The sequence below is a fragment of the Bacillus sp. NPDC093026 genome (genome assembly GCF_044754665.1).
Classification (GTDB): domain Bacteria; phylum Bacillota; class Bacilli; order Bacillales; family Bacillaceae; genus Bacillus; species Bacillus maqinnsis.
In genome coordinates this window covers 13,304-34,203 of sequence record NZ_JBIVPN010000008.1, presented here as the reverse complement: position 1 = coordinate 34,203, position 20,900 = coordinate 13,304, and the positions used below count along the sequence as shown (strand labels likewise).

Genomic DNA, 20,900 nt, shown 5'->3' with positions numbered 1-20,900 from the left:
CTTTCTAAGGTACCTACGAATTTAATTTCAATGTTTCTATTAGAGACATTCCCTCAAAATATAAAACCTCTTAATAAATAGAGAGGTTTTCACAGATTTTATTATTAGGGAATTTTCAGACACTAATTGCATTAGATGAATCAAATTGGAATATGTCGCTAATCTAAAGGATTCCTAAGAGGAGTTGTCTGGAGTTACTTTATATTCAGAAATACCTTGAAATGTATCCAGATGTATCAAGGTCAAATTTGACAATTTCTTCGTGGAGAATTGCATCCGATTTACGGACGTTGTCTAGTTCTTCAGGAATTTCACCTAGTACACACACGGATACCTAGTCCCGACCTGAGAATGGCTGTCTCAAGACGATGTCGTCAGGAATATCTAGCTTTGAACATAGAGCAGAAAGATCTATTTTAACATTGCAACATAGCATAAAAAGTCAAGTAACCTAAAGAGCATTTCCGATATACTAAACTCGTAAGGCAAGGAGGTGCTCGGTTGTCCCATCAAGAAAATGAAAAAATGATTCAAGAAACATTGAATATATTGAACAACATCTGAAAGATGATTTACAGCTTCAAACTATAGCGAAACACGCTGGTTATTCTAGGTTTCACTTTCACCGTATGTGATTAAGAAGTCAGTTGTTGATTATATACGGGAACGTCGAATGACCCAAGCGGCGAAGGATTTAATTCATACGGACCAAAGGGTGATTGATATCGCATTGCAGTATCGTTTTGGTTCACAGGAATCCTTCACTAGAGCCTTTAAGAAGATATATGACATGTCACCAGCACGATATCGGAGATTACTAAGGAATGTAATTGATAAGGAGGAAACGAATATGGCTGCAAAGAGGAACACACCTACTGGCTGGATTATGACGGGGGAAACACCATCTGATTATGAAACAGGTTTGGGTGACAGAATTGTACACAGTGGTACTTACTCGGCTTACCTGAAATCAAAGAATAAAAATCCGCACGAGGTTTCGCGACATTGATGCAGCAAATTAAGTCTGAACGTTACCGAGGAGAACACCTTCAATTTTCTGCTTTTGTCAAAAGCGAAGATGTGGAAGGTTCAGCTGGGTTATGGGTGAGAATAGACCATTCTTCAGGTGAAATTCTTGCGTTTGGCATATTACTACATGGTCAAGGTCAAATTTGGATGGACGAACTTAGTTTTAAAACTGTAGATGAAAGTGTGCCAGTGACAGAACAAAACACTGTGGATGATTTAGAAGAGACACCAGTCAATTTAAATTTTGAGGGCTAGCAGACTGAAGTTAGGAGGAGGTTGATTGCCATGAAAAAGATTGGTGCGATTTTATTGTTCGCTGTTAATTCACTCACCTATATTTTGGGCCTTGGACTTTATTGGGTGAAGATGACGGGGATACCCACATTAAATCAAAAGTAGTTTATTAGAAATAAAAAACCCTACCAACATTTTTCTGGTAGGGTTTTTTGGTAGGGAACTGTATGTTCAAAAGGTTACACCCTTATCAATCAACGTTCCCAGTTCAAATGAAGTTACTGTCCTATTCCCATTCAATCGTAGCAGGCGGCTTACTCGTAATATCATAAACAACACGGTTCACATGCTTCACTTCATTCACGATACGAGTTGAGATCTTCTCAAGCACGTCCCAAGGGATTCTTGCCCAGTCGCTTGTCATTCCGTCGATTGACGTGACGGCACGGATGCCGATTGTGTAGTCATATGTTCTTGCGTCACCCATGACACCTACGCTACGGATGTCAGGGAGAACCGTGAAGTATTGCCAGATGTCGCGGTCTAGGCCGAAGTTCGCAATTTCTTCGCGAAGAATGGCATCAGATTCACGGACGATTTCCAGTTTTTCTTCTGAAATTTCACCTAATACACGGATGCCTAGTCCTGGACCTGGGAATGGCTGTCTCCAAACGATTTCGTCAGGGATACCAAGCTCTGAACCTAGTACACGCACTTCATCCTTAAAGAGTGTATTGAGCGGCTCGATCAATTCAAATTGCATGTCCTCTGGAAGACCGCCTACATTGTGGTGAGATTTGATCGTTTGTGCCGTCGCTGTTCCACTTTCAATGATATCTGTGTAAAGTGTTCCTTGTGCTAAGTAGTCGATTCCTTTTAGCTTGTCCGATTCATCATCGAATACATAAATGAATTCGTTACCGATGATTTTACGTTTTTGCTCAGGATCTGAAACACCTTTTAGCTTGTTTAAGAAGCGATCTTTCGCATCTACTTTAATGACGTTCATGTTGAAACCTTCGCTAAATGTCTTCATGACCCCTTCTGCTTCGCCTTTACGAAGTAGACCATGATCAACGAAAATACATGTCAGCTGATCACCAATCGCTTTGTGAATCAATACAGCCACAACAGATGAATCAACACCGCCGCTTAGTGCGCATAATACTTTTTTGTCGCCCACTGTTTCACGGATTTTCTGTATTTCGATTTCAATGAAATTCTCCATTGACCATTTGCCTTCACAATCACACACACCAAAGACAAAGTTTTTCAATAGATCATTTCCGTACTCTGAGTGACGAACCTCTGGGTGGAATTGGACACCATAGAAGTTTTTCTCAGCTAAGCTTATCGCTGCATTTGGACAATGGGCACTTGTAGCATCCACCGTAAAGCCTTCTGGCACTTCTACTACAAGGTCACCATGGCTCATCCAAACCACTTGCTTATTTGGAAGGTCTTTGAATAAAGCAGGCGTATCGTTAATGTGAATATCCGCTTTCCCATATTCACGCTGGCTCGCTGCTTCTACTTTCCCGCCCAAATAGTGAGTCATCAGCTGCATACCGTAGCAAATCCCAAGAACCGGAATGTTTAGATCAAAAATCTTTTCATCACAGCGGAAAGATCCTTCATCATACACGCTGTTTGGTCCGCCAGAAAGGATGATTCCTTTAGGCGCCATTTTTTTGATTTCTTCTGCTGTTAAAGTGTGTGGATGAAGCTCACTGTACACACCAAATTCACGAATACGACGCGTAATCAACTGGTTGTACTGACTGCCGAAATCAAGTACCAAAATCATTTCATTTACTAAATTTGTCATGGTGTCACCTCTATGTCCAATATAGTTTTTATAAACGCATAGAAAAAATGAGAGGAGAAAACCTACTCTCAATGTGGAATCACGCTTTTGAAGCGCCCAGACTCACATCCGAACGCCTCATTTCATGTATTGTAGAAGGTTTTAATATTCACCTATTCTAACAACAGGACGGTACGGGGTCAAGACTATCTCCTGTTTATTAAATTTTCCCATAACTTTGCGGATTGGTGCCAAAGAGCCGAGGCATCTTCTTTTCGATAGAAAGCCCGCTCATAAAGCAGCGTAAGCTCTGTCATCTCGTCATCTCCATATTTGCCATCAATAAAGGCGGCAAATTCTCGCAATGTCATACTAGGCTTTTTCTCCATTCCCTTGCGCTTGAGCTGCTTTAATAAGGCATCGTACGCATAGAAGAAGGCTTCATCCTCTGCAAGACGTTTCACCTTTCGTACAATGAAAAACGGCAGCCATCTCGCCCTAAATCGGTACAGAATCCAGCTAGTGTTCCCAAGAAGGATGATGCCGGCTAATATATAGCTCAACATAGAACCAACATTCATCACACTGCGCTCGGTTTGAGTTGTTTGTTCTTTCGGTTCAGCCGGTTGCTTTGTTCCCTTCTGTTGTGGCTGTTCTGCCTGTTGATTTTCCCTTGCTTTAGATTCTGGCTGATCTTCCTCTTCCTTTTGATCTTTTCTTTGATTGCTAAAGTGAGATTCATTTGTGAATTCTTCAGGGTTTGTAAATCCTTTCGTCGGTTCAAAGGTTACCCAGCCTAATTTTGGGAAGTAGACTTCCACCCATGAATGCGCATTGTTATTTGTCACTTCATACACATTGTCACCATCCATCTGCGTCTCAAATAACTGGCCCGATGTATACCCTTTTACCCACCTTGCAGGAATCCCGACCGAGCGAAGCATCACAATCATAGAGGTGGAAAAATTATCACAATATCCAATCTTCGTATCAAATAAGAATTGATCCACATAATCTTGATTTTGCCCAGGTACTGCCACATTTTGCGTTTCATATGAATATGTATCAGACCCTAAGTAATCCTCAATCGCCTTTACTTTGTCATACATTTGATTCTTTGTTTCCGTTAAGCTGTACGCCAATGTTTTCACACGTTCTGGCAATGATGATGGGAGCTGTAAATATTCACGTCCAATCTCTCTATTCACTTGCTGCTTTGTCGGCACTTTCATCTTCTGTAAATCTTCAAGAATAAATGTAGGTGATTGAAAGCTGATTCGATAGTTACCTAAATTTTGGGGCGGATGTTGAACAGCCGGCACAATTTTCTCCGTTTTCCCCATCATTTTCAGAGGAATCTCATCCAAAGGGGTCAGTGAAGTGGTTCCGATCGGATATAGTGCATGGTTAAATTGGTAGTTCTTCTCAATATCCACTCTCATTTCATGTACTTTTGTTTTCACACGCTCCGTAAACCATTGATTTTGAACCTTGTTATCTTCCAAACGAACTGGCTTTGTATCATTTGAAGCATCTTCCCAGCCCTTACCTGTGTAAATACTTTTAGTTTCTACACGAAAATAGGAAGGCTCTTTTCCGCTCCACTTAAATACTGGCGTGCGATCTTCGCGAAACGGCCCGCCAAGTGAAGTATCATCTGCACTATACCCGACCTTATTCTGTCCGCCATCCCCATCTTGATTTGTGACTGTTTTCAAAAACGGTACCGGGTCTGGCCAATTTGGATCAGACTTTGGCAAAGTAGCTCCGAGCGTTGCCGATATGAGGACAAGCGTAAGCATAGGCAGACACCATTTTAGACGTTCTTTCTGTGATATCCTGATACGCTCAACTGATCGCAATCGATCAAAATACAGCAGACCTAGCAAACAAAAGCCAAACACCATAATTCTGACAATCGCAAAGGTTGCGTCATACGGCGTGAATGTATCAAGAATCGTCACATAGATGATGGTCATGAGTAAAAAGAAAAAAATCCGCTGCTGATAGACCACCCAATAATGAAGCAAATAGACGAGTAGCCAAAGCAAAATATAAAACAGCAGTGTGCGGAATGATGGATACATGTCACTCCACATACCTAATCTGATCAATGTGACATTATCCTTAATATCATCAAACAGAGCTGCCGGATAGCTCGGCTCTGTTTGATAAAAAATGAAATACAAGGCAAGCAGAATGAGTCCTATACAAATAGGAAACGTCACAAACCACTTTAGACGGAAGAAAGTAAACAAACACATAAGTGCAATAAACATGATGAAATAAGACGTATGGCTCGTCTCCGTAAAGTCTTGGAGCGGACGAAGCCACTCCCAAAGCAACAGAAACGCTACAAAGTAATAGATGAACAACTCAAAACGCCTTTGCTGCTGATGAGTATGAAACATGAATGCTTGTCACCTCACAGTCCTTTCATGTAACCGGTCCTCAAATAAAGCAGTGATCTTGATCCCAGAAGCTTTCAGCCGATCTACAAACTGTTTGTCTTTTGTCGTCAATCGGTCAATCGTTCTTTTGACTAAAAGAACGGTGATGTTCTTTCTGCTTCGATTCCCTTGCAGGCTGGAGACAAGCTCTTCCTGCAAATGGCCTGTCACCACATACTTGCCTGTGTGCTGATATTCACTGCTTACTAACGGCTTATACACCGGAGATCGAGATGGCTGATGCTGCACCCTTGTTAAATAATAGAGCATGTCCTGTAAGTGCGGCTCTCCTTGATCCACTCTAAACTGCGGCTGATCTACAAGAGGAACAAGTCCTGTAGGAACACCTCTTTTGACTGCGGTTTGGAGAACAGATGCTGCAATAGACACAACCGTTTCAAAGACGGCTTGATCGGTGAAATCGACAAAAACCACAAGCCCCTTCATCTGATTCTGTTCAAACTCCTTTGTCATCAACTGACCTCTTCTGGCGGTCGTCTTCCAATCCACCCAAGCAAAGCGATCCCCCTGCTGATATTCCCGAACGCTCGTCATCACATTTGTTGGCTCATTGAACCACGAGTGCACCGCTTTGGAACCACTTTCACTAAATGATTCGGCAAATTCAACAGAAAGATCGAACATTTTCGGATAGACAAGAAGCTTTTTTTCTAGCGGAATGATGACTTCCTTTTCCACAAAGCCAAACAAATCTCCCGTTCTAATTCTAACCGCTGTCAAATGATGCTCCCCCCGCGTAACATCATTCAATTGATAAGATAAACGCCATGTTTTCTGAAACCATGGGAACATCATTTGTTTCATTTCGATCTGCTCCTGCAAATGGAAGGTGTCAGGTGAATCATCCTCTACAATGGCATAAAAGTACGGAAATGGATTTGTTCGCTTCAGCACAAGGTCAACGGTCAAAACATCCCCTGCTCTTAATCGGGTGTGATGACATGTTCTTTCTGCTGTCACATGAAGTGGGAGGCTTGCAAAAAGCAACGCATACAAAGCATATGGTAGAAATGCATAAAAAAGGAACCAACTTACAAAACTGCCCTGAAACATAGCATAACAAAAGGATGCGCCAGTGAGGGTGATGAGCATGAAAACGCGTAACCATAATGAAACAGGAAGGCGATCACGTAACCTCATTGACTCATCGACTTTTGAACTGGTACCCCAATATGCTCAAGCATATGTTGAAGTAGCGTCTCCGCCTTCTTCCCTTCATAAGTAGCTTCCGATGTTAAAATCATTCGATGCGGAAGAGCATATCGAGCCAAATACTGCACATCATCTGGAATCACATAATCACGCTGATTCAGCAGCGCATATGCTTGAGCCGCCTTCATGAGTGCAATAGATCCCCTTGGGCTAACCCCTAAATACACAGATGGGTGGTTTCGTGTAGTTTGGACAATTTCTACAATATATTCTTTAATGGATGTATCCACATGAACCGCTTGAACCGCTTGTTGCAGTGCATGGATATGTTCCTTCGTCATGACAGCTTGAAGCGTGTCAATTGGGGATTGTTTTTCCTGCAAATTCAATACTTCTAGCTCTTCTAGCATGGTCGGATACCCCATCTGTAGCTTGAATAAAAACCTGTCCATTTGGGCTTCTGGCAGTGGGTATGTTCCTTCATATTCCACAGGATTTTGCGTCGCCATCACAAAAAAAGGATTAGCAAGTGGCATCGTTTCACCATCTACAGTGACACTGCCTTCTTCCATCGCTTCAAGCAAAGCTGACTGCGTTTTAGGAGATGTCCGATTAATCTCATCAGCCAAAATGATCTGTCCCATAATCGGACCTTGGCGGAACTCAAACTCATTTGTCTTTTTGTTATAAATAGAAACACCTGTTATATCTGAAGGCAAAAGATCAGGTGTGAATTGGATTCGCTTAAAATCACAGCCGATTGATTTTGCCAAAGCACGAACCATCATCGTCTTGCCTACGCCAGGCACATCCTCTAATAACACATGCCCTTTTGCCAAAATGGCAACAAGGCTTAAAACTGTAATGTCCTTTTTCCCAACCATGACTTTATTGATGTTATCTACAATTCTCTGTAAATCTGAATGCATCGGTACATCAAATGCCATCCTGAACCTCCTATCACGTTTCCCCCAATTTTTCATATAGTCTAACTTTACCATACAACGAGCACTTGCATAAAACATCAACGCGTGATAGACGAAAAGAAGCCTTCTCACGATGGAAAAGACTTCTTTGTTTCTTCCGGCGCACTCGCTGGCTCCATATGAACGTGAGAGTGTAAAATATCATGTTCTTTCTTCATTCTACGTTCAATCTCATCGGCAATATCGTGGCTCTCTGAAATATTCAAGTGTGGCTCTACCTCAACAACAACGTCGACATGTACCGTACTCCCAAGATAACGGGCTTTAATATCTTTTAGATCACCGACACCTGGAGTCGACTCAATTGTCTCTTTATACTTCGACATATCTTTAAGATGAAAACCATCAGTTAACGAATGAGACGCATCTCTAAAAATGTCCCACGCCGTTTTACAAATCATTAAGCCAATGACAAACGCAGCAAGCGTATCAATCCATGCCAAATGGAATTGGGAAGCAATGATCCCCACAAATGTTCCGATACTCACATAAGCATCTGATTTATTATCAGCAGCAGCCGCATAAAGAGCCTGGCTATTGATCCGCTTGGACAATTTGCGATTGTATATATATACACCATACATCACAACGGCACTCCCTGCTGCCGTCCAAGCAGCGATCATATCAGGTGTTTGATGCTCTGATGAGAAAAGTGACTGACCTGCACTTACCAGAACCTGGAGTCCAACAAGCATCATGATAAATGATGCAACAAGTGATGCAATATTTTCAGCTCTAAAATGACCATATGGATGATCTTCATCAGGCGGCTTCTGAGAAATCCGCAGCCCAATTAACACAGCAAGTGATGCAATAATATCTGTCGTATTATTGAATCCATCTGCCGAAAGGGCTTCAGAATGAAAAACATAACCAATGATCAGTTTAACTGCAGATAACATCACATAGGCAATGATACTCACCCAAGCACCTGTTTCGCCTTGTTTTAATTCGTTATAGCGCTCCATATCGAACAGCGCCTCCTCACACATATCTTTTCTATCATTTATCTTACAAAGTAAAGCCCGTGTGGGTCTACAGCAACATGATTCGCTTGCGTCAGCAAAATAGGATAAATAGAAATGTGTTGACCGATGTAAACTTATTTTTATATGGTCAATTGACCTCAAGACCTTCTCCTATCAGCATTTTCGCCATTTACTTGAAAACAGATATTCAAGCAAATCTGCTCTCTGGATATATTATCAGAATATTTTTATTTTAGGACACAACTTTTGTTTCTTCTTTCTTATGCTATTTTTATGAATGAGTCTGAGAAGAAAGAGGGAACATAATCTCTCAAATCCTTTATATTTTTTAACATCATGTTAAGAGGTTTGAAATGTCAGTTTGATAAGCTGTCCAATGCTGAATGGTAATTCAGTATGATAAAATTTAAAATATTCTAAAAACAAATTCTCTATTTAAGAGAAATGTTTGGAGGTAAAGCTATGTCCAACATGACAAACGGTCTTCAAAAAAATCTTAAGACAAGACATATTTCAATGATCTCCATTGCAGGGGTCATCGGAGCAGGGCTATTTATTGGAAGTGGCGCTGTCATTCATTCAGCAGGCCCAGGATCTATTCTTTCCTATTCATTTGCTGGGCTCCTAGTGATTTTTATTATGAGAATGCTTGGAGAAATGGCGTGCGCCTATCCTACAAGCGGTTCATTCTCTCAATATGCGAGTGATGCCATTGGTCCATGGGCCGGTTTTACCATCGGCTGGCTTTATTGGTTCTTCTGGGTCATTGTGATCGCCATCGAGGCTATTGCCGGTGCCGCCATTATTCAATATTGGTATGGAGATGCACCCGTCTGGCTCACAAGTCTTATTCTCACGATCCTCTTAACATTAACAAATATCTTTTCTGTAAAATCTTTTGGAGAATTTGAATATTGGTTTTCTTTAATTAAAGTTGTGAGCATTGTTCTATTTTTACTGATCGGTTTTGCATTTATCTTTGGTTTTGCCGGACATCATACAGCAGGCTTGCAAAATCTAACAAGCAATGGCGGTTTCCTGCCAAACGGATTTGGCTCTGTTTTACTTGGAATCGTCGTCGTGATCTTTTCCTTCATGGGGACTGAGATTGTTGCGATTGCTGCCGGCGAATCAGCAGACCCAGTCAAATCTGTCACCACAGCCACTCGTTCCGTTGTATGGCGTATTATTGTGTTCTATGTTGGATCTATCGCGGTCGTTGTCACCCTGCTCCCATGGAACTCAGCGAATATTTTAAAAAGCCCCTTCGTCGCTGTTTTAGAATACATCGGCGTTCCATCAGCAGCACAGATTATGAATGTCATTGTTTTAACCGCTGTTCTTTCTTGTTTAAATTCAGGGTTGTATACAACGTCAAGAATGCTGTATTCATTAGCCGAGAGAGGCGAAGCACCGAAACGCTTTATGAAAATTAACAAACGTGGTGTTCCTGTAGCGGCTACAGTCGCAGGGACTTTCTTTTCATACATTGCCGTCATGATGAACTACTTTTATCCTGAAACGATCTTTTTGTTCTTAGTGAACGCATCCGGAGCTATTGCATTACTTGTATACTTGGTCATTGCCATTTCTCAATTAAGAATGCGGCGTCAAATGGAAAAAGAAAATCCAGAACAATTAAAAATCAAAATGTGGCTGTTCCCATATCTCACGTACTTTACCATTCTTGTCATTTGCATCATTTTGGTTTCTATGTTGTTTATCGATTCTATGAGACCGCAGCTTATTTTGACCAGTATCATTACCTTTGGCGTACTAGCAGCTTATTTTATTTTTAAACCGAATAAAAAAATGCCTGCAAACGCTTCACTTGAAAATAAACATCCTTAATTCCTCCCCGCTGAAAAGCGGGTTTTTTATTTTATTCACCTATTTCAAAGTCCGCACTTATAATGTATCAAATTGGATGTAAGTGAGGATTAGCAACCATGAATCTAGAAAAATTTGTTGACGAGCTTCCCATTCCAGAAGTAGCGAAGCCCGTCAAAAAAAACCCAAAGCAAACTTATTATGAAATTTCAATGGAGGAGGTGTTCTTAAAAGTCCACAGAGACCTCCCCCCAACAAAACTTTGGACATATAATGGCAGTTTGCCTGGTCCAACCATTAAAGCGAATCGAAATGAAAAGGTGAAAGTGAAATGGATGAACAAACTGCCGCTCAAACACTTTTTGCCAGTCGATCACACCATTCACTCCGGTCATCATGATGAACCAGAAGTGAAAACAGTCGTTCATCTGCATGGCGGTGTGACACCAGCGAGCAGTGACGGATATCCAGAGGCTTGGTTCTCTCGAGATTTTGAGGCAACTGGTCCTTTCTTTGAGAGACAGATTTACGAATATCCGAATAAGCAGCAAGCATGTACATTATGGTATCACGATCATGCGATGGCATTAACACGATTAAATGTATACGCAGGTTTAGCCGGATTTTATTTGATTTCAGATGACTTTGAAAAATCATTAGACTTACCGAAAAATGATTATGATATTCCTTTAATGATCATGGATCGTACGTTTCAGGAGGATGGTGCTCTTTTTTACCCAAGCAGACCGAATAACATTCCGGAAGATAGTGACATTCCAAACCCTTCAATCGTGCCCTTCTTTTGTGGTGAGACGATTTTGGTTAATGGAAAAGTATGGCCTTATTTAGAAGTAGAACCTAGAAAATACCGTTTTCGCATTTTAAATGCCTCCAACACAAGAATATACGAGCTTCATCTAGACAATGGTGCAACCATCTTGCAAATCGGATCAGATGGCGGCTTTTTACCAAGACCTGTTCATCACCAATCCTTTAGCATTGCACCTGCTGAACGCTTCGATGTCATCATCGACTTTTCAGCTTACCAAAACCAAACGATCACTTTAAAAAATAAAGCCGGCTGCGGACAGGATATAAACCCTGAAACAGATGCCAATATTATGCAATTCAAAGTCACACGTAAGCTTAAAGGAAGAGCACCTAAAACATTACGGCCTATTTTCAAGCCACTACCGCCGCTCCGACCGAGTCGTGCTGATAATGAGCGCACTTTGACACTTAGCGGAACTCAGGATAAATATGGCCGCCCTATTTTATTATTAGATAATCAATTTTGGAGTAACCCCGTCACAGAAAATCCTAGATTTGGCAGTGTAGAAGTTTGGTCAATCGTCAATCCAACAAGGGGCACACACCCTATTCATTTACATCTAGTTCAATTTAGAGTCATTGACCGAAGACCTTTTGATACAGCCATCTATGAATCGACTGGAGAAATTGTGTATACAGGACCGAATGAAGCCCCTCCTTTGCATGAACAAGGCTATAAGGACACCATTCAAGCGCATGCAGGTGAAGTGATTAGAATCATGGCTCGATTTGTTCCATACAGTGGAAGGTATGTGTGGCATTGTCATATTTTAGAGCATGAAGATTATGACATGATGCGGCCTATGGACATCATTCAGTAAAAGTAAAACCATTTTTCCATCACATGCATGAAATCTTGTATGGACGGAAAGGTTGTAAACAAAAATGAATAATTTAGCGATTTAAACAAAAGAAGAGCCTATGCTAAAAAATGGATAAAGGAAGGTTTCTTCTTATCAAGTATTGACATTGATGGCATCAATATATGCCGCTCACAATCAAGATCCTTCATGAGAGGGAATCATTTCGATTCAACAAATGAGCTTCCTAAACTTCAAGGGGGTTCTCAATTCACGCTGATCTGAAAAGATGACAAAGGGAAAGGGCTAAAATAAAACCATTTTAGCTCTTTGTCAACAATCTAGATCAGCAACTTACCGATGATCAGTTTCCTTGTTGAGCAATACTTTAAAAGTTGACGCAGCATACCGATAATACTACTATATACCCATCACATATAAAAAAGGCTATCGAACAAAAGGAAAATTTCGATAAAAAACGGAGGAGTTCCATTTGAATGAGGAAAAAGAGACTTGCCTGGTCAAACAAGAAGCAGCGGTAGGTAAAATGGAGAAGCTTTCAATTCATGACGACGAGAGCATCCGCTCAAACATTGAACAACTATCAATTGAACTCGGTGAACAAAAAGAATTCAACCACTTCATATTAGATGAAAAACAGAAAGCCATCAGCACATTATCTGCCCTCATCACAAAGGGCGAATGTGAAGAAGAATTAAAAGCTCATTTTCAACAAGCATTACATACAGGACTTTCTGTCATAGAGGTCATGGAGATCATTAAACATTGTACAAAGGTCGCTGGTTTTCCCCATTCCATTCATGCGCTATTTGTTTTTCAAAACTTACTAGACAAACACACCAAATAAATTGTAGAAAACGAGATGTCCTCTCGTTTTTTCTTTGCCTTTTTTTCTTCAACTCATTTTACATCCTTTCTCATACATTGTCACAACGTGAAAACGTGAAAATACCATTCATTTTTTCACCAAATAGATGAATCGAATCATTCATTCAATACTTTTCGCTTGCAAACCATATAACAAAATAAAAAAACGTTCAGTTATGTCAAATAACTGAACGATTGATTTAGCGATTAACCGTGAAATTATTAATAATCCCGCCATTCTTCTCCCAAGCGGTTTCTACCTTTTTCTTCTTAAGATCATATTCATAAATGGTTCTGACCTTCGCCTTTCGTCCGGTATCATCCTTTAACTCCTTTGCGTTCTTAGCAACGCCTAAGAAATAAACAGACTCACCATCCGAAGAAAATTGCGGCTGTGCAGCACTTAAAATATGGAAATCTCGGTTACTTTTAACAAGTGTACTCGTTTTCCCCGTTGCTACATCAAGCACTTTGATAGATGACACTTCTTGTTCATTCCGAATTTTCGTTTCCGTGTAGATCAATTTCTTATGATCTGGTGAAAATGAAATATCATTGATCGTTTGCGAGATTTTCGCAATACGTTTTCGCTTTCCATCTTCTTTCAGCGTGATTTTCATGGTTGTTGGTTCAGGGTTTATTCCTTTTTCATTGGCTTCATCTGTCTTTTGATAATCTTCTTTTAATGAATAATGCTGAATTGCTAGCATGTTCGATGTTGGATCATATGCAAACGAACTTACAGTATCATCATTGCTTTTTTCAGGATAAACGAGCTTCACCTGTTTCTTTTTCAAATCAAATACTGCCACATAAAATTGTTCACCAGAATCTTTATTATACCGAATATATAATTGTTTCCCATCACCTGACAGTCTCATGCTGTCAATTGAATCTTCACTTGTGTACAGTGTTCTTTTTTTACCTGTCTTCACATTTAACTCTTGAATACTGACTTTTTGTGTCTCTTCATCCGTATACGTATAGTATAAAAGCTGTTTGGTTGAATCATAGGCAATAGACGGATACGCTGTGAGTTTCTCTGTATTCAACGCACGATCATGAAGATAATATGTGTTGTTTAACTGCTGATCCGTAAATGATACAAGCAGCTCGTCTTTCGCCTCTTGATTCGTTTTGACTTTCCCTGCATTTTCCGTCCCATGATGCGGTTTTAGCAAGAAAAAAATGACCGCAATGGCTGCGACCCCAATCACCGTGATGATCCACCATGTTGATTTCTTCATTTTCATTTCAGACCCTCTCTACAAGAAAAGAAGCCAGAAAATAGACTTTTCCCGCTTCTCCCCCTGCCTATGTATTAATAAGTGTAATGTCCTTTTACAACACCTTTGCTAGTTGAATACCCAAGTGCTTTGAATGCCTTTGGACTAACATCTAATATAGCGTTTGGCATTCTTCCTACATCATATTTATATACTGTAATCACTTTATGTGGTTTCGCTTTTGTTGTCACTTTCAGTTTTGTACCTTTCTTCGGTACGTCAAATCCCATTTTTGTTGCTGCATCCCAATGACCAAGTTTTTTTCCATCTGCACCTTTTTTACCTACACCATTATACCAAGTAATATTACCACTAACTTTTTTAGCACTCGCTCCATTTGAGAAACTAAACGCTAAAAATAAACTAGCTACAGTTACGATTATCGTGATAAGCTTTTTGTTCATTAAAAAATCCTCCGTATTTGATTTCTGCACTTATTATACATGAAGTTGAACCCAGTTGTTTTACAGTCACATTACAATTCAGATACAAGTTGACCACTTTATAACCGAAATGGTTGCTTCACAGCTTTTTAACACTTCTCATTTATTGAAAGAATGATTTCGTGATAACATAGGTATACATACCTCGACAGAAAAAGGAGAAAGAACGTGAGAAAAAGCCTACTTGTTTTCATGAGCCTAGCTGTAAGTCTCTCCATTCTAGCAGCTTGTTCAAATACGACAAAAGAACAAAAATCAACATCCGTTGCACTTCCAAATATCAGTGAGCGAATTCAAAACGAAACAAAAGAGATCATGAAGCAATCAAAGCTCGTAAAAGACACCTCCGTGACAATTGATAAAAAGAAGAAAGTCATTTCTTTAACAGTCACCGCTTCATCTGACACAAATAGTGATTACGCTGAAGTTATCGGCTTAAACTTTGCCAAAACATTAGCCATTGGCGCAGCCACTGAGAAAGAAAACAACCTGCACAAACCTGAAAATGACAGCCTTGGTGCACTCTACTCATTTTATGACCTGCATATCACAGTGAAACAAGATAACGGAAAACTGCTGGCTAAAGGTGAAAAGTCAACAAGTGAAACAAAGATTACGTGGGACAGGGCGGAATAATTGGGCGAGAAAATTCTTTATGGAACTATTAACATCATGAAAAAAACGACAGAATTGTTTTAGGCTTCATTGGAGGTATTTTTGGATTTTTCAGCGCAATGTTTGCCCTTGCCTTCGGAGGAATCGACGCAGCTTTCAGTGAATCCGGTACAAGTCAAATCTCTGGCTTAGGCTGGTCAGCAATGCTCTTCTCTATTCTTGCTATCGTTGCATCTGTAGTGGTAAAGAAAAAAGCAAAGCTTGGCGAAATTTTATTATTAGTATCTGCTGTTGGTGGAATCATTTCTATTTCTATATTATTCCAGATGTATTAATCATCATCGCAGGGTGCATGGGCGTATTTAGAAAAGAACCTGCTTAAACAGCCACTCTAAATAGCATCAAAAAGCTTGTAGAACACCTCTACAAGCTTTTTGATCTACTTTTTGTAATCATATTGAATGGCATCAACTAGCTCTATTATCTCTTGATCTTTCCAAAGCTCCAAGAAAAAGATCATATCGTTCATCAACTGTGACAAACCCTCATGGCTCTTGAACTTTTCTTTATAAAATGGAACAACAAAGAAATAAAGTAGGTCAGCTAATTCAAGAACAACACTAAAGTCATTTTCCTTTATTATTGCCTTATGCAAAGATTGGATGAACCACTTGAGATCATCGTCATTTTCAATAGGTACATACATAAGTTGATGAATATAATCAGTATCCCTTATTTTTAGAATGTGCTCTGCTGATTCCTTTGAAAGAGCCCCAATTGTTTTTGAAGATATATTGATAAACAAGAATTCATGATGACCCTCTCTTTTAACCGTCTTGACTAATGTATCATCCATCTCATTCACTCCCATTCCCTTATCATCATTCTATTATAAGGAAATTCAAGTTGGTTTTAAGAGATCATAAGTGGATTTTATGTAATTTTAAGTTAACTGTTTAATGAATGACTCTTCAACAACCACAAAATACACCTATAAATTACCAAATATAGAATACTAAGTGCATATCTGCGTTTCATCCAATTTTTAAATTAAAATCCATTTTTGAAGAAAATGTATATAATAGATGTAACAATGATATGAGGGGAGTGGAAGATATGAGAGAGGGCGAATTGATTAAACAGACACTTAAGGGATTAAAAAGTATCCTTGACAGTCATGGGACATTTCCATTGCTACAGCCTGGTGGTTTCGTTTTTGAAGACCCCTATTATCTTTTTAATGATCCAGCAACCGAGGAGGAAATTGCATATTTAGAAAATGTCTTTAAGGTTAAACTTCCAAATGATTATAAGGCATTTCTTAGATTACACAATGGAATCAACATAATTGATGGCATTGAAGTCCTTAGTACAAGCGATGTCATCAAATATAATGAGGTTCAAGATCTTCCTGAAGAGTGTATATTAATTGGTTATCATTATGATGGACGATATGTAATTGATACAAAAAGGTATAGCAATGGATTAGATTACATGTTCTTTTTAGATTCAATAGATCCATTTGAAGAAGCCGAGAACTTAGGATCGAATTTTGAAATATGGTTTGACCGTTTGCTAATCTCAAATGGCGTTAAATATTGGGAAATAAATCGAGATGTCAAGGGTTACTACGAAAATATTTAAAAAAGAGACCCGATTGGAGTCTATTAGATTGTAGAGAAACTCTTGTTTTTCTACAATCTTTTTTATTTTTAAAGTATGGATGAAGTATATTGAAAAAGTCCTCCCACTCACCTAGCTGACTTAAACGAAACCCAACAATGAATGATTTAAAAAGAAAAACGGGCAAAGACGAACAATCTATATCAGAAAGCTGTTAAAAATTTAATATCTTGAATAGAAATTGGAATGAGATAAAGAGAATGACGGTTTAAATAGGGAACGCTTCACAGTCTTGCCACAATTAACAGGATTTTTATTTAATGATTTTACCATTTCACTTCAAATTATGGAAAATAAAACCTATTTATTGTTATAATATAGGTATGAAACAATACTTTTAGAGGGAGAGAATGTATATATTGCGTAAGCTCAATTTAAAACTTACTCTTGTATTAACTCTTATTCTGACACTTGGTATCACATCTTCTTTTGGTCAGGCATCCGCAAAAGAACAATGGAATCCACAAAAACAACAAAGAATTGCACAGGCTATTTTTGATGCTGCTACATACAATGAAGAAAGTAAGTCCTTTTCGTTTGACGAATCCAAAGTTATTAATGCTGGATGGCCAGAGGACATTGCGTTAGAAATGAAGAACCACCTAGAATCATTAACTCCTCAAGACGCTCAAAAAGCATATGACGAACAACAAGATGCTAAAGAATAAGGCGAAGTAACTACAATGGTTGCCCCTATCGTTCTTTGGGCAGGAATCAGCTTTAATAATAGGTCAATTATCTGGAAAATCTTTAGGAATTCCTTTAATAGTTAAACCACAATTAAAAAACACTACAAACAACAAATAACAAATAAGCCTTCTTAAATAAAGAAGGCTTATTTGTTATTCAGGCTGTCAAGAAAATCGACAGCCTTTTTAAATTTTCCGGAAACGAAAAGCCTTCTAAAAGTTAATTGGTTGTTATAAGAACGGTGGTTTATAATAAACGATCAAAAGAGCAACAAAAGCTTCTACAAAAGAAATTGAAACAATGACTTTGTGATTTACTGGTGATTTTACGGCTATTAACTTTTGACCAATATAATTTAGGAAATAAAACACAAGAAAGAAGCATACGATTCCAAAAATAACTCCAGACAAGCGGGATACCCCCTATTATTTCCATTTATTTTATAATATAGTATAAGAGCCATTAAATGTAATGGTATCATCATAGTGTACTTTATCATGTTTGGAGGAGATGGGCAATATGAGTTTAGTATCATTAGGTAAAAAATTGTTTTATTTGGCTGTTTTGATTCCGATTACTGTGATGTCCTTAGTTTTTTTATCACTCCCAGCCAATGCGAAAACCTCATCAAGCCATACTTCCACCCTAGATAATCAAACATACAATAAGATTACTGTAGACATTGCCAATAAGGCTCTTGAAGAAGCAATAAAAGATGTGAATAAACAATTAGAAAAAGGAGTAACGAATGCCTCAGTCAATAAAAAGTTAAATATTCAAGGGGATACTATTGAGTTAGGTGTTGGTGAACAAGAGAAAAACAAAGTCGACACTCAAGCTGTACGCAAAAAGAATTATTCTGGTTATGTTAAGTATAATGGATTGCTAGGAACCGGTTTTCAACATAAAATCTCCGGTACATTTACGTATGAAAAAGGAAAAATAAAATCAAATAGTTACGATGTTTATTTAACAGGTCCCCTGTATGGAAAATCACACGAGACAAATCCTTATAAACTTGATAAAAGTGTATGGGAGATAAGAAGTACGGGAACATTTACAGCCCTGAAATACACACCTTTTCAATACACTACAAGACTTATTATTGGCTTGTACGGGAGTGGCGATTATAGAGTGTTGAAAGCTAAAATAAATTAAGCTCAAAAACCCCCAATTAGGGGGTTTTCTATTTCTGAACATAAAAAAGGAAAGGAAGTTTTATAAAATAAATATAGTAGGAAAATTGTTTTTCTCTACAAACTGAATAACTTTTCTAATTCTTCTTTCGTCTTCGGCCCATAAATACCGTCGGCGGACAGTCCGTACATCAGCTGGAACCGTTTGACCGCATTTGCTGTTTTTCGGTCCATAATAGCCGTCAATGCTGTTGTTTTTTTCCCCTTTGTCAGGGAAGAAGAAAAGAGCGGCTAGGGCTTCTTGTAAGGCTTTTACTCCTGCCCCTTTCGTTAAACTTTTAAGATGCCTGACGGCAAGTTGTACGCCTTATAGACGTATTTTTGACTGGGGTTGCTTTGACAGGTTTGGCAGTTGCCTTCTTACCTGTATGAGCAGTCGCAATACCCGCTTTAAAACTATCCCAACGATCAAGCAACTTACGAGGGCATTTTCACAATATTTCCCCCTTTTCTGGAAAGTTACTTTTATAACATAATTAATATATTAGATGTGAGGGGACTTTTCTTCGCTACTATTTTCTTGCTAAGAATAGACTTTTTTCGACTTATCCAAAATGACCAAATTCACAATAAATCCTAAGGCCATGAAAGCAAATGAACCTATAATATATATAAACCGAATCTCATATAACTCAGAAAAAACTCCTGCTATACCCGTAAACATTATTATTAGCAATGCCTCTAAAACCCCAAAAACACTTGAAAATCTCCCCATAATGTCTACTGGTACATTGTTTTGATAAAACGTTAAAAATCCCGTATTTGCAAATGATAAGGCAAACGTTAATGTGAAAAAACCTATAGATGCCCAAATAAAATTCTGTGAGAATGCAAAGATTAAATAACCAAATGGTGTAAAGATTGCACCAAAACCAATAAGGATATTAACTTTCAGACGATTAGCGAGTAAGGCATTTGTTAATGAGCCTATTATAATCCCTATTCCAGATAAGCACTTTCAGATAAAAAAAGAACTTTTGTTGCAAATGCAGCTTCTAAAGAGTCTAACGCAGTCATAAATACTGTAATTCCAATAAAGAGAATATAAACCAATGTAATATGCGTGTTTAATTTACTAAAACTTAGGATTTCTCTCCAATCATTTTTGATTACTGCAATGCTCACTTTTTCAGAAATAACAGTTTCTCCTTTTGTTTCCAAATTGGGAAGTAATAAGATTATTATCGCTGATATCCATAATGCTAAAGAATTAAGCTGAATGGCTACATATGGAGAGCCTATGATAAATAGAACCCCCGCAATTGAAGGTCCCAGAATAAAGCCACTTGAATGAATAAAATTTCTAAGCGCATTAAATCTTTGTCGATCTGTCTTACGTATAAGCTTCGTTATATACACCATAGATGTAGGCCCAAAAATTGAACTTGCAATATTGATGATAAAAACCCATATATAAATTAAAATCAGTGAATCCATAAACGGAAGTAAAAATATAAAGAATGCTCTGATTAAGTCTAAGAAAATCATTAAGTTCCTTTTATTTAACCTGTCAATAAAACTTCCCGACCAAAAATTAGTACATAAAGTGGCAATCGGTTTAAGGATATAAAGAACTGATACTGCTAAGGGTGATCCTGTCATATCCAAAACAATCAGGTTAAGCGCAATTAAATAAATCCAGGCACCTAAATTGGATACGCCAATACCGGATAAAAGTAATAAAGGGTTTTTCCACTTAATAATTTTCAACATCGAACCCACTCCTAAATTCAATATTTGTAGACATCAAAAAGGAATCCCACCCCCATGTCATTAGACTTGAGGACGAGACTCCTGAATTTAGAAGTTCGTGGTGCCACCCCAGTTTGTTCTTGTGTCGCCACAAAAACCTTTTCGAGTACTTCTACAGAATATATAATGTAGGGTATACTCTATCTCTATAACGGGAGAATCCGGCACATCATCAATCTCATAAAGACAATATCCTATGTGCAGCTCCAAGGCTTGGT

18 protein-coding genes and 5 pseudogenes are annotated in these 20,900 nt (G+C 38.7%); 11 read left to right on the top strand and 12 right to left on the bottom strand.

All coding sequences use genetic code 11. The annotated features are described in order from the left end of the window. Window positions 1–235 precede the first annotated feature (235 nt). Window positions 236–400: pseudogene (locus ACIQCE_RS14480) on the bottom strand (glutamine-hydrolyzing GMP synthase); the annotation flags it as partial. A gap of 273 nt (window positions 401–673) precedes the next feature. On the opposite strand from ACIQCE_RS14480, the pseudogene ACIQCE_RS14475 reads away from it, so the two are divergent. The 3 genes and pseudogenes from ACIQCE_RS14475 to ACIQCE_RS14465 form a co-directional block, all read left to right on the top strand. Next, window positions 674–760 (top strand): annotated as a pseudogene (locus ACIQCE_RS14475) (AraC family transcriptional regulator); the annotation flags it as partial. A gap of 90 nt (window positions 761–850) precedes the next feature. Beyond that, window positions 851–1,009 (top strand): hypothetical protein, encoded by a 159-nt coding sequence (locus ACIQCE_RS14470; RefSeq protein WP_400495699.1) that lies wholly within the window; start codon window positions 851–853, stop codon window positions 1,007–1,009. Beyond that, window positions 1,009–1,284 carry a hypothetical protein gene (locus ACIQCE_RS14465; RefSeq protein ID WP_400495602.1) on the top strand — a complete coding sequence of 92 codons (276 nt, stop codon included), beginning with the start codon at window positions 1,009–1,011 and terminating at the stop codon, window positions 1,282–1,284. Before ACIQCE_RS14470 ends, ACIQCE_RS14465 begins: the two co-directional genes overlap by 1 nt. Window positions 1,285–1,549: 265 nt before the next feature. On the opposite strand, the gene guaA is transcribed toward ACIQCE_RS14465, so the two are convergent. From guaA to ACIQCE_RS14440, 5 genes are all read right to left on the bottom strand, one after another. After that, a complete protein-coding gene (gene guaA / locus ACIQCE_RS14460; protein ID WP_400495601.1) occupies window positions 1,550–3,091 on the bottom strand; it encodes a glutamine-hydrolyzing GMP synthase in 1,542 nt (513 codons plus the stop codon). Window positions 3,092–3,276: 185 nt separating this feature from the next. Continuing rightward, window positions 3,277–5,481 carry a transglutaminase TgpA family protein gene (locus ACIQCE_RS14455; protein ID WP_400495600.1) on the bottom strand — a complete coding sequence of 735 codons (2,205 nt, stop codon included), beginning with the start codon at window positions 5,479–5,481 and terminating at the stop codon, window positions 3,277–3,279. A 9-nt stretch (window positions 5,482–5,490) separates the two neighbouring features. Further along, complete coding sequence (locus tag ACIQCE_RS14450) at window positions 5,491–6,450, bottom strand: DUF58 domain-containing protein (protein ID WP_400495599.1); 960 nt, start codon at window positions 6,448–6,450, stop codon at window positions 5,491–5,493. Between the two features lie 227 nt (window positions 6,451–6,677). Beyond that, window positions 6,678–7,640 (bottom strand): AAA family ATPase, encoded by a 963-nt coding sequence (locus tag ACIQCE_RS14445; protein WP_400495598.1) that lies wholly within the window; start codon window positions 7,638–7,640, stop codon window positions 6,678–6,680. Between the two features lie 107 nt (window positions 7,641–7,747). Then, the gene (locus ACIQCE_RS14440; protein ID WP_400495597.1) at window positions 7,748–8,647 is read right to left on the bottom strand and encodes a cation diffusion facilitator family transporter; all 900 of its coding nucleotides are present in this window, start codon (window positions 8,645–8,647) and stop codon (window positions 7,748–7,750) included. A 483-nt stretch (window positions 8,648–9,130) separates the two neighbouring features. Between ACIQCE_RS14440 and gabP the strand changes: the two genes are divergently transcribed. From gabP to ACIQCE_RS14425, 3 genes are all read left to right on the top strand, one after another. Beyond that, window positions 9,131–10,519 carry a GABA permease gene (gabP, locus tag ACIQCE_RS14435; protein WP_400495596.1) on the top strand — a complete coding sequence of 463 codons (1,389 nt, stop codon included), beginning with the start codon at window positions 9,131–9,133 and terminating at the stop codon, window positions 10,517–10,519. A 98-nt stretch (window positions 10,520–10,617) separates the two neighbouring features. Further along, a complete protein-coding gene (locus tag ACIQCE_RS14430) occupies window positions 10,618–12,150 on the top strand; it encodes a multicopper oxidase family protein (RefSeq protein ID WP_400495595.1) in 1,533 nt (510 codons plus the stop codon). A gap of 472 nt (window positions 12,151–12,622) precedes the next feature. Continuing rightward, window positions 12,623–12,997, top strand: coding sequence for a carboxymuconolactone decarboxylase family protein (locus ACIQCE_RS14425; RefSeq protein ID WP_400495594.1), 375 nt, complete (start codon window positions 12,623–12,625; stop codon window positions 12,995–12,997). Window positions 12,998–13,217: 220 nt separating this feature from the next. On the opposite strand, the gene ACIQCE_RS14420 is transcribed toward ACIQCE_RS14425, so the two are convergent. Beyond that, complete coding sequence (locus ACIQCE_RS14420; protein WP_400495593.1) at window positions 13,218–14,270, bottom strand: hypothetical protein; 1,053 nt, start codon at window positions 14,268–14,270, stop codon at window positions 13,218–13,220. Between the two features lie 68 nt (window positions 14,271–14,338). Next, complete coding sequence (locus tag ACIQCE_RS14415) at window positions 14,339–14,707, bottom strand: septal ring lytic transglycosylase RlpA family protein (protein ID WP_353853694.1); 369 nt, start codon at window positions 14,705–14,707, stop codon at window positions 14,339–14,341. 207 nt (window positions 14,708–14,914) lie between these two features. On the opposite strand from ACIQCE_RS14415, the gene ACIQCE_RS14410 reads away from it, so the two are divergent. Together ACIQCE_RS14410 and ACIQCE_RS14405 are read left to right on the top strand one after the other, a co-directional pair. Beyond that, window positions 14,915–15,382 (top strand): hypothetical protein, encoded by a 468-nt coding sequence (locus tag ACIQCE_RS14410; protein WP_400495592.1) that lies wholly within the window; start codon window positions 14,915–14,917, stop codon window positions 15,380–15,382. Window positions 15,383–15,418: 36 nt separating this feature from the next. Further along, window positions 15,419–15,743: pseudogene (locus ACIQCE_RS14405) on the top strand (DUF4064 domain-containing protein). A gap of 57 nt (window positions 15,744–15,800) precedes the next feature. On the opposite strand, the gene ACIQCE_RS14400 reads toward ACIQCE_RS14405, so the two are convergent. Further along, complete coding sequence (locus ACIQCE_RS14400; protein ID WP_353853696.1) at window positions 15,801–16,217, bottom strand: hypothetical protein; 417 nt, start codon at window positions 16,215–16,217, stop codon at window positions 15,801–15,803. Between the two features lie 260 nt (window positions 16,218–16,477). Between ACIQCE_RS14400 and ACIQCE_RS14395 the strand changes: the two genes are divergently transcribed. Both ACIQCE_RS14395 and ACIQCE_RS14390 read left to right on the top strand, forming a co-directional pair. Next, on the top strand, window positions 16,478–17,005 hold the full coding sequence (locus tag ACIQCE_RS14395) for an SMI1/KNR4 family protein (protein WP_400495591.1): 528 nt from the start codon (window positions 16,478–16,480) through the stop codon (window positions 17,003–17,005). A 389-nt stretch (window positions 17,006–17,394) separates the two neighbouring features. Then, window positions 17,395–17,712 (top strand): hypothetical protein, encoded by a 318-nt coding sequence (locus ACIQCE_RS14390; RefSeq protein ID WP_400495590.1) that lies wholly within the window; start codon window positions 17,395–17,397, stop codon window positions 17,710–17,712. A 252-nt stretch (window positions 17,713–17,964) separates the two neighbouring features. Here ACIQCE_RS14390 and ACIQCE_RS14385 read toward each other — a convergent pair whose 3' ends face one another. After that, window positions 17,965–18,144: a hypothetical protein gene (locus tag ACIQCE_RS14385; RefSeq protein ID WP_400495589.1), complete on the bottom strand. Its 180-nt coding sequence runs from the start codon at window positions 18,142–18,144 to the stop codon at window positions 17,965–17,967. A 109-nt stretch (window positions 18,145–18,253) separates the two neighbouring features. Between ACIQCE_RS14385 and ACIQCE_RS14380 the strand changes: the two genes are divergently transcribed. After that, the gene (locus ACIQCE_RS14380) at window positions 18,254–18,892 is read left to right on the top strand and encodes a hypothetical protein (RefSeq protein ID WP_400495588.1); all 639 of its coding nucleotides are present in this window, start codon (window positions 18,254–18,256) and stop codon (window positions 18,890–18,892) included. Window positions 18,893–18,987: 95 nt separating this feature from the next. On the opposite strand, the pseudogene ACIQCE_RS14375 reads toward ACIQCE_RS14380, so the two are convergent. Continuing rightward, window positions 18,988–19,361 (bottom strand): annotated as a pseudogene (locus tag ACIQCE_RS14375) (peptidoglycan-binding domain-containing protein); the annotation flags it as partial. 92 nt (window positions 19,362–19,453) lie between these two features. Continuing rightward, a pseudogene (locus ACIQCE_RS14370) lies at window positions 19,454–20,643 on the bottom strand (MFS transporter). Between the last annotated feature and the right edge of the window lie 257 nt (window positions 20,644–20,900).

Excerpts from the sequence above, each read along its gene's own strand:
- ACIQCE_RS14470 (WP_400495699.1), top strand. The coding sequence starts at position 851 with ATGGCTGCAAAGAGGAACACACCTACTGGCTGGATTATGACGGGGGAA.
- ACIQCE_RS14465 (WP_400495602.1), top strand. The coding sequence starts at position 1,009 with ATGCAGCAAATTAAGTCTGAACGTTACCGAGGAGAACACCTTCAATTT.
- guaA (WP_400495601.1), bottom strand. The coding sequence starts at position 3,091 with ATGACAAATTTAGTAAATGAAATGATTTTGGTACTTGATTTCGGCAGT.
- ACIQCE_RS14455 (WP_400495600.1), bottom strand. The coding sequence starts at position 5,481 with ATGTTTCATACTCATCAGCAGCAAAGGCGTTTTGAGTTGTTCATCTAT.
- ACIQCE_RS14445 (WP_400495598.1), bottom strand. The coding sequence starts at position 7,640 with ATGGCATTTGATGTACCGATGCATTCAGATTTACAGAGAATTGTAGAT.
- ACIQCE_RS14440 (WP_400495597.1), bottom strand. The coding sequence starts at position 8,647 with ATGGAGCGCTATAACGAATTAAAACAAGGCGAAACAGGTGCTTGGGTG.
- gabP (WP_400495596.1), top strand. The coding sequence starts at position 9,131 with ATGTCCAACATGACAAACGGTCTTCAAAAAAATCTTAAGACAAGACAT.
- ACIQCE_RS14430 (WP_400495595.1), top strand. The coding sequence starts at position 10,618 with ATGAATCTAGAAAAATTTGTTGACGAGCTTCCCATTCCAGAAGTAGCG.
- ACIQCE_RS14420 (WP_400495593.1), bottom strand. The coding sequence starts at position 14,270 with ATGAAAATGAAGAAATCAACATGGTGGATCATCACGGTGATTGGGGTC.
- ACIQCE_RS14415 (WP_353853694.1), bottom strand. The coding sequence starts at position 14,707 with ATGAACAAAAAGCTTATCACGATAATCGTAACTGTAGCTAGTTTATTT.
- ACIQCE_RS14400 (WP_353853696.1), bottom strand. The coding sequence starts at position 16,217 with ATGGATGATACATTAGTCAAGACGGTTAAAAGAGAGGGTCATCATGAA.
- ACIQCE_RS14395 (WP_400495591.1), top strand. The coding sequence starts at position 16,478 with ATGAGAGAGGGCGAATTGATTAAACAGACACTTAAGGGATTAAAAAGT.
- ACIQCE_RS14390 (WP_400495590.1), top strand. The coding sequence starts at position 17,395 with ATGTATATATTGCGTAAGCTCAATTTAAAACTTACTCTTGTATTAACT.
- ACIQCE_RS14380 (WP_400495588.1), top strand. The coding sequence starts at position 18,254 with ATGAGTTTAGTATCATTAGGTAAAAAATTGTTTTATTTGGCTGTTTTG.